General features: G+C 35.7%; 5 protein-coding genes. 1 reads left to right on the top strand and 4 read right to left on the bottom strand.

What is annotated here, in order from left to right; translation table 11 throughout:
- Positions 1-481: 481 nt before the first annotated feature.
- Positions 482-3,097: a phosphoenolpyruvate synthase gene (gene ppsA, locus M5A78_RS23485; RefSeq protein ID WP_248737693.1), complete on the bottom strand. Its 2,616-nt coding sequence runs from the start codon at positions 3,095-3,097 to the stop codon at positions 482-484.
- A 550-nt stretch (positions 3,098-3,647) separates the two neighbouring features.
- Positions 3,648-4,097: a hypothetical protein gene (locus M5A78_RS23480; RefSeq protein ID WP_248737692.1), complete on the bottom strand. Its 450-nt coding sequence runs from the start codon at positions 4,095-4,097 to the stop codon at positions 3,648-3,650.
- Positions 4,098-4,512: 415 nt separating this feature from the next.
- Between M5A78_RS23480 and M5A78_RS23475 the strand changes: the two genes are divergently transcribed.
- Positions 4,513-4,839 (top strand): hypothetical protein, encoded by a 327-nt coding sequence (locus M5A78_RS23475; RefSeq protein WP_248737691.1) that lies wholly within the window; start codon positions 4,513-4,515, stop codon positions 4,837-4,839.
- A gap of 135 nt (positions 4,840-4,974) precedes the next feature.
- On the opposite strand, the gene M5A78_RS23470 is transcribed toward M5A78_RS23475, so the two are convergent.
- Positions 4,975-5,604, bottom strand: coding sequence for a HEAT repeat domain-containing protein (locus M5A78_RS23470; protein ID WP_248737690.1), 630 nt, complete (start codon positions 5,602-5,604; stop codon positions 4,975-4,977).
- A 159-nt stretch (positions 5,605-5,763) separates the two neighbouring features.
- On the bottom strand, positions 5,764-6,069 hold the full coding sequence (locus tag M5A78_RS23465; RefSeq protein WP_248737689.1) for a hypothetical protein: 306 nt from the start codon (positions 6,067-6,069) through the stop codon (positions 5,764-5,766).
- Positions 6,070-6,261 lie beyond the last annotated feature (192 nt).

Below are 6,261 nucleotides of genomic sequence, written 5' to 3'. Positions count from 1 at the left end.
ATAGCTTCGTTCCCATTTACATACCGTAAAACAATCTGTATTCTATCTTCTGCTGTAAATTTGGCCATAAAAAAACCCCCGTAAACGTCAGATTGGTGTCTAACATTTACGGGGCAGTTCATCTAAGAAGTAAGGCTAAATATATATTCTCCATTAAGAAAAACTTATCCTTCTTATTCAACTGCTTCGTTAGTACAACAAAAAAGGTATCGCCAGCACCCCCACTATTTAACTCTTGCACCCTAGTTTAAGTGAAAGCATTCACAAATTTATATAAAAAAAGCCGATCTCCACATTTGGAAAGTCGGCCATATTGATTTATTGAGTGGAGTTGGATCGGTAACTATCAATTTGTAAGTATGCACAACCGATAAAGTTGGCTTCAACTTTTTGTCCCAATGGAAAGATTGTAAGACACCCCTCTGGTAACCACTGGAGCGGTGCTAATGATTAAATGATTAAATCTGGATGTATTCAGCAATTATAATATTTTGATATACCCTTCTGTTCCATGCACGCGAATTCGTTGCCCATCTTTTATCAGCTTGGTGGCATTTTCCACTCCGACAACTGCTGGTAAGCCATATTCACGCGCGATAACTGCTCCATGGGTCATCAGTCCACCAACTTCGGTGACTAGACCTTTTATGGATACAAACAATGGTGTCCAGCTAGGGTCAGTAAAGGAGGTGACTAATATATCTCCATCTTCTAGATCAGCATCTTCCATGTTTAAGATGACACGTGCTCTTCCCTCTATAACTCCAGAAGAAACAGGTAGACCTACAAAAGCTTCGGCTGGGAGATTTTCTCGTTTGTACTCACCTGCAATGATTTCACCATCAGACGTGATAACACGTGGGGGAGTTAGTTTTTCATATAATTTGTACTCATCTTTTCGTTTGCTGATGATCTGGTAATCCAGTTTATTTGTGCGTACGACTTCGCGAAGTTCTTCAAAAGTGAGATAGTATATATCTTCTTTTTCATGAATAACGTTGGCTTGCACGAGCTGTTCGGCTTCTTTAAGTAAAGCCTGCTTATAAACGAAGTAGCGACTAATCATGCCGTATTTTGGATATTCACGATAACCGATGAAATTCCGAATTAGGCTGATCATTCGTTTTGTCTCTTTGGCTTTTTGTTCACCATCCGGTAATTGCTTCAATCGATCTACTAACTCTTGTTCTTTTTTCAAAGCTTCCTGTCGCCCTTGCTCAAACTTCCGATTGCCAGCATTAGGCTCAAAGTTTTTGATGTTATTGAGAATCATGGGGATAAGTGTAGTTGGTTTTTCGCTCCAACGAGTTTTAGTAATATCGATTTCTCCGACACATCTCATTCCGTATTTGTTAAGATAAGCATAGATAGCGTCATGGGTTTCCTGTCCACCATCAAACTTAACCAGTTCATCCAAAAAGTTATCATCTTTTATGTGTTGTAAATAATCAATTACTTCTGGATAAGGACGAATCACATCTGCGACATCCAATAGCGCCAGACCCATTTCCGAAGTAATATTGTTTGGTACAGATTGAGAAAGCATGTCTGCTACGTTTTTTTCACCTAACCACTCGTTCATTTTTTCATTGATCCATGATGAAGCATTTATAGCAGCCATAAATACAGCTGAACTTTGTGGGTCAAATAAAATCTTCTTTAACTGCTGGATATCTTCTAGAATAAAATCAAATAAATCTGATCCTGATTTCGTTTGGATGTTTTGTTTTAACTCTTCTATCGATGTTTGACTACTCTTAATCAAATCAGAAACGATTGTCGGGTTGTTTTCGATTTGTGCTTGAGAATCCGCAGACGACACACTTTTATTGCTTTTATCGGAACTCTGTTCTTGCTTATCATTTGGTAAAGATTTTATGAAATCTCCTCGCTCTATTATGGTAATGAGTGCGTCTTTCATGAGCGGATCGTGTTGTCCCATGGCATCTAATAACATTTTTCTGCTGTCAGGTGAAGCCAGCCTATGTGTGACATCAACAAACAACCTTCCACCAGCTTTAAACCTGGGTCCAAAAGATGTTAACTGGAATAAAGACATTCCCAATGGTTTCAAGGGGTCTGTCATCATTTGTTGATGACCGACAGATACATAGACGTGATTTTCTTGATCATTCGTTTCAGGGATCTGGTATAAAGTAGTGATTGGCCGACTCTGGACAATATAAATTGTATCATCAACCAAACACCATTCGATATCTTGTGGGCAACCAAAATAAAATTCGATCTGTCTTCCTATGCGTGCTAGTTGTAAAATTTGTTGTTCAGTAAGTGTTTGTGTCTTTTGCTGATCAGGATCGATCTGCTGTGTCTCTGTTCCGCCTTCTTTTCGTCCATAGATAGCCAATTTTTTGGTTGCTATCCTCTTATCGACGATTTTATCTTCTTGCACCTTATAGCAATCCGCAGATACCAAGCCGGAGACAAGGGCCTCTCCTAGTCCAAAGCTAGCATCGATCGTTAGTAGCTTTCGATTGGAAGTAATCGGATCAGCAGTAAATAAAATTCCTGAAGCCTGTGGGAAAATCATCCGTTGAATGATAACGGATAGGTTAACTTGGCTGTGATCAAATCCGTTTTGGATTCGGTAAATTACTGCGCGATCAGTAAATAGGGAAGCCCAACATTTACTGATGTGTCGGAATATTGCATCTTTTCCGATGATATTTAAATAGGTGTCCTGTTGACCAGCAAAGGAGGCATGTGGTAAATCTTCAGCAGTCGCACTAGAACGTACTGCATAAGCATGTTCCTCGCCAAACTGGGAGAGATAGTGAGTAACTGCTTTCACAACATCGGAAGGAATTTTTACTTCCATAATGATTTGTCGAATCTTCCTGCTGATTTCACCAATTTGATCTCGATCTTCTACTTTTAGCATTGTTAGTCGATCCAACAAAGAATGATACGTTTCGTTTTGTTCGATGGCTTTTTGATATCCCACTGTTGTAACACAAAATCCTTCTGGTACTAGTATTCCTTGAATTTTTGATAATTCCCCTAAATTTAACCCTTTTCCGCCAACGAGCAAAAGCTGCGTTTTTTCTATCTCCTGAAAACCGAGAACCAAAGAACTCATTCTACATCTCTCCTAGCCATTAATGTTCTATTGATTTTAGCAGTAGTAAATGAGAATAAAAAGTCTATATTAACCATTTTTTAAATGCTATAATTAAATTAGGAAGAGTTCAAAAAAAATAGCTAGACCTTACCATAAAGTAAGCTGATGCCCCGGTTCATCCCCTCGAAAGCAGCTCATATACCTTTTAACCCACAATATGAATATGATTTAAATCAACTTTTTTCCATTTAATCTGTTTATTTTCCCTAAAATACCTTATATTAATATGAGCTTTCAAGCTCTTATTAAACTAACCTGACCGTTAGTGCAATAAGAAAAAAGGGATCGCCGCAGCAGTCCCATCTTCAACATAAGCACCTGTTACTTTAAGAACAATACTTCACAAACTGCTTTGCAATTCGAGCCAAAAAACCGTTTCTTGGTAAAAGCACCGCCCTTTTTAATTCATAAAAGAATTGAAGGGTTCTCTTCACAAACATTAAAAGCATATTGACCCCAATCTAAGTTACTTATTCAACAAGTCGGCGAACTCGCCCACTCGAAAAATTTATTCTGACACGTAAATAGGAGATATTCCACCCTTTGATAAAAGCCCATCGTACTCAAACATACCTTTAAATTCAAATTTTTGTCCAGGTAAAAGTCCATTATCTGGTAAGGCTACAGCAAAGCTTATACTTTTTCCACTATCTTCATAAATATTTCCTTTTAATATACCGAAAAGAACTTTATTATGTGTATTGGTGACCGTTCCGCTATATCGATAAAGTTTACCATCCTGAGTATATTTAAAATTTTCTACTATAAGATTTGAACTTAATCGATTGGTAACTACCACTGGATCATTACGCTCTAATTGCTGATTGGCTTCTTCCACCCGCTTGGTTATCCATTCGTATGATCGTTTATCTCTTTCCGAAATATCGATAATTTTAAAGATTGTTACCAGGTTTAAAAAAACACTTAACACTATAAAAGACTTCATCGTGTTACTCATCTTCTTTCCACTCCTGCACATTTGTTATTTTAAATATTCATTCATTAGTTCAACAAGATAAGACATTTTTCCTTCTAAACAACAAAAAGTAAGCCAATCCGCCAACTCTACAAACGAGGGAATCCTATATTCAATAGGGCTCTATGAAGGATACTATTTCACCTTCTTCAACTATGCTCCCGTTACTTGAAGAAGCTTTGCTAGTTTTTATCACTCGTAATAATAAAGAATCCTACTTAATCTTCATTCTTTTATATCTAAGTGTAATAGCTTCAAGTATCTTTACCTAAATTCCAAGGAAAGCACCAAATAACATTTCGAATAATAATTCCTTTTTTCTTTTATATCTCTATATATTAATATTTTATGGTAATATACCCCTATAATATTGTATTAAATTAGGAGGAAGACCTACTTGAAAAAAACTAAGATTTATTCTTCAATTTTAATAGTAATTATTTTAGCTTTAGTGATTATATATAAGGCAAACATAATTAACACGACTTCATATATAACAATCCTTGATAAAGGTAATGATGGTAGAAATTATTGGGTTGTTGTAGTAAATCCTTTTGATTCGGTAAAGAAAAAATTTAAAATAAATATCGATTCCAAGACAACCTGGAATCTTATAAAAATTAATGAAAAATATTTAGCAACATACGAATATATATCAATTGAAAGGAATGTTAATTTAGTTGATATCCAGTACGGATTTCTATCCCAAACGAAACCCAAGTGAAACCACCTAGTGCACTTTCCATTAAATTAATATCAGTGCGCTTAATAACATTGTAGCTCGGAGTCTTCTTCAACAAACCTGCCCTTTAGTTGAATAAGAAAAGGGCTTTACTATTAATTGGGGTAAAGCACCCATTCAAGAAGTAGTATTTTCAAGCTTTTTTGTTAACCTTTTAAGGGCTGCTTCCCTCGCTTTAAATTCATAAAGCCCTTTTTCAACATTTAAATTTTCTAAAACTGGTATTGCATCAACACTTCCGAATCTCCCTAACCCTTCAATGGCATGCCCACGTACTGTTTTATCATCAAGACAATCAATTAATACCTTATAAGCCTCTGGGCTTTTCGCTTTTGCCAATGTACCCATTAACATTTGTCTGGCTGAGCCAAACTTAGGGTTTTTACAAATTTCTATTATTGTTGGGTATGATGATTTGTCGTCTATAACGTACAAGGCATTTCCGACTCCCCATAAATCTATTTTTTCCCCATAGTAATCATTAAAGATTGACAAAAGAAAAGGCACAGCCTGTTTATTTCCTTTCTCCGATAAACATCGTGCTATCCAAGTCTTCTTACTCATTTCTAATTTAGGAGCATATTTTAATATGATATTCACAAATGGTTTTACCGAAACTTCATAGTTAACTAGAACACTCGTTGGATTCATAGGTGTGCCATCTAATCCATTTTTGATTGGTACTCCTGCATCTAATAATTCTATCTCCAATAGATCCATAAATTCATCGCCAGTCTTTTTAAGCATCAGAACCTCCTACTTCTCATTCTAATAACTAATTCTATTCGGCAGTTCATATGGACAATCCTTCTTGAACAAAACTGCCCAGTTAGTACAACAAAAAAAGGGATTCGCGGTAGCGTCCCCATCTTTAACTCTTGCTCCCCATTAGTTTAAAAAGGATGTTTATAAAAGTGAATAATATTCTGCAAAATATAAAAATCCAATCTTCCGCACAAGGAAAGTGTCTAACTCTGTTTCAGTATCTTTTTCAAATGGTGGTTTTGTTAAAGTGTATGTTTTTGCATTTAACGTAGCCAATTTTTTCTTATCGATTCTATTATCGATTTTATTATCACTTATGTCTGTTATTAGAGCTTCTTTTGGATAAACCATTAATAATATATGAAACCTTAATGCCATTTTCGGTGTTGAATGTAACAATATAAAAATAACTCCTAATATTACTACAATCCCAATTAATTTTTTCAAAATACCACCCCATATTTCCCCTTTTGAGATATTATTCGCGAACATACTTAAAAATCCTTCTACAACAAAACTGCTTCTTCAATAACAAAAAAAGCCACCAAAAATGGCAGCCTGATCTTAATGTAAATCACCCCGAGTTTAAGTATATTCATTTATATTCTAACAATTATTGTGTAAAAGCTATCGATCTTT

The sequence above is a fragment of the Neobacillus rhizosphaerae genome (assembly GCF_937468385.1).
GTDB classification, from domain to species: domain Bacteria; phylum Bacillota; class Bacilli; order Bacillales; family Cytobacillaceae; genus Neobacillus; species Neobacillus rhizosphaerae.
The sequence above is the reverse complement of the archived record's forward strand: the minus strand, read 5'-3'. Positions and strand labels throughout refer to the sequence as shown.

Bases quoted from the DNA above. Each gene is read 5' to 3' on its own strand.
- ppsA (WP_248737693.1), bottom strand. From the start codon at position 3,097: ATGAGTTCTTTGGTTCTCGGTTTTCAGGAGATAGAAAAAACGCAGCTT.
- M5A78_RS23480 (WP_248737692.1), bottom strand. From the start codon at position 4,097: ATGAGTAACACGATGAAGTCTTTTATAGTGTTAAGTGTTTTTTTAAAC.
- M5A78_RS23470 (WP_248737690.1), bottom strand. From the start codon at position 5,604: ATGCTTAAAAAGACTGGCGATGAATTTATGGATCTATTGGAGATAGAA.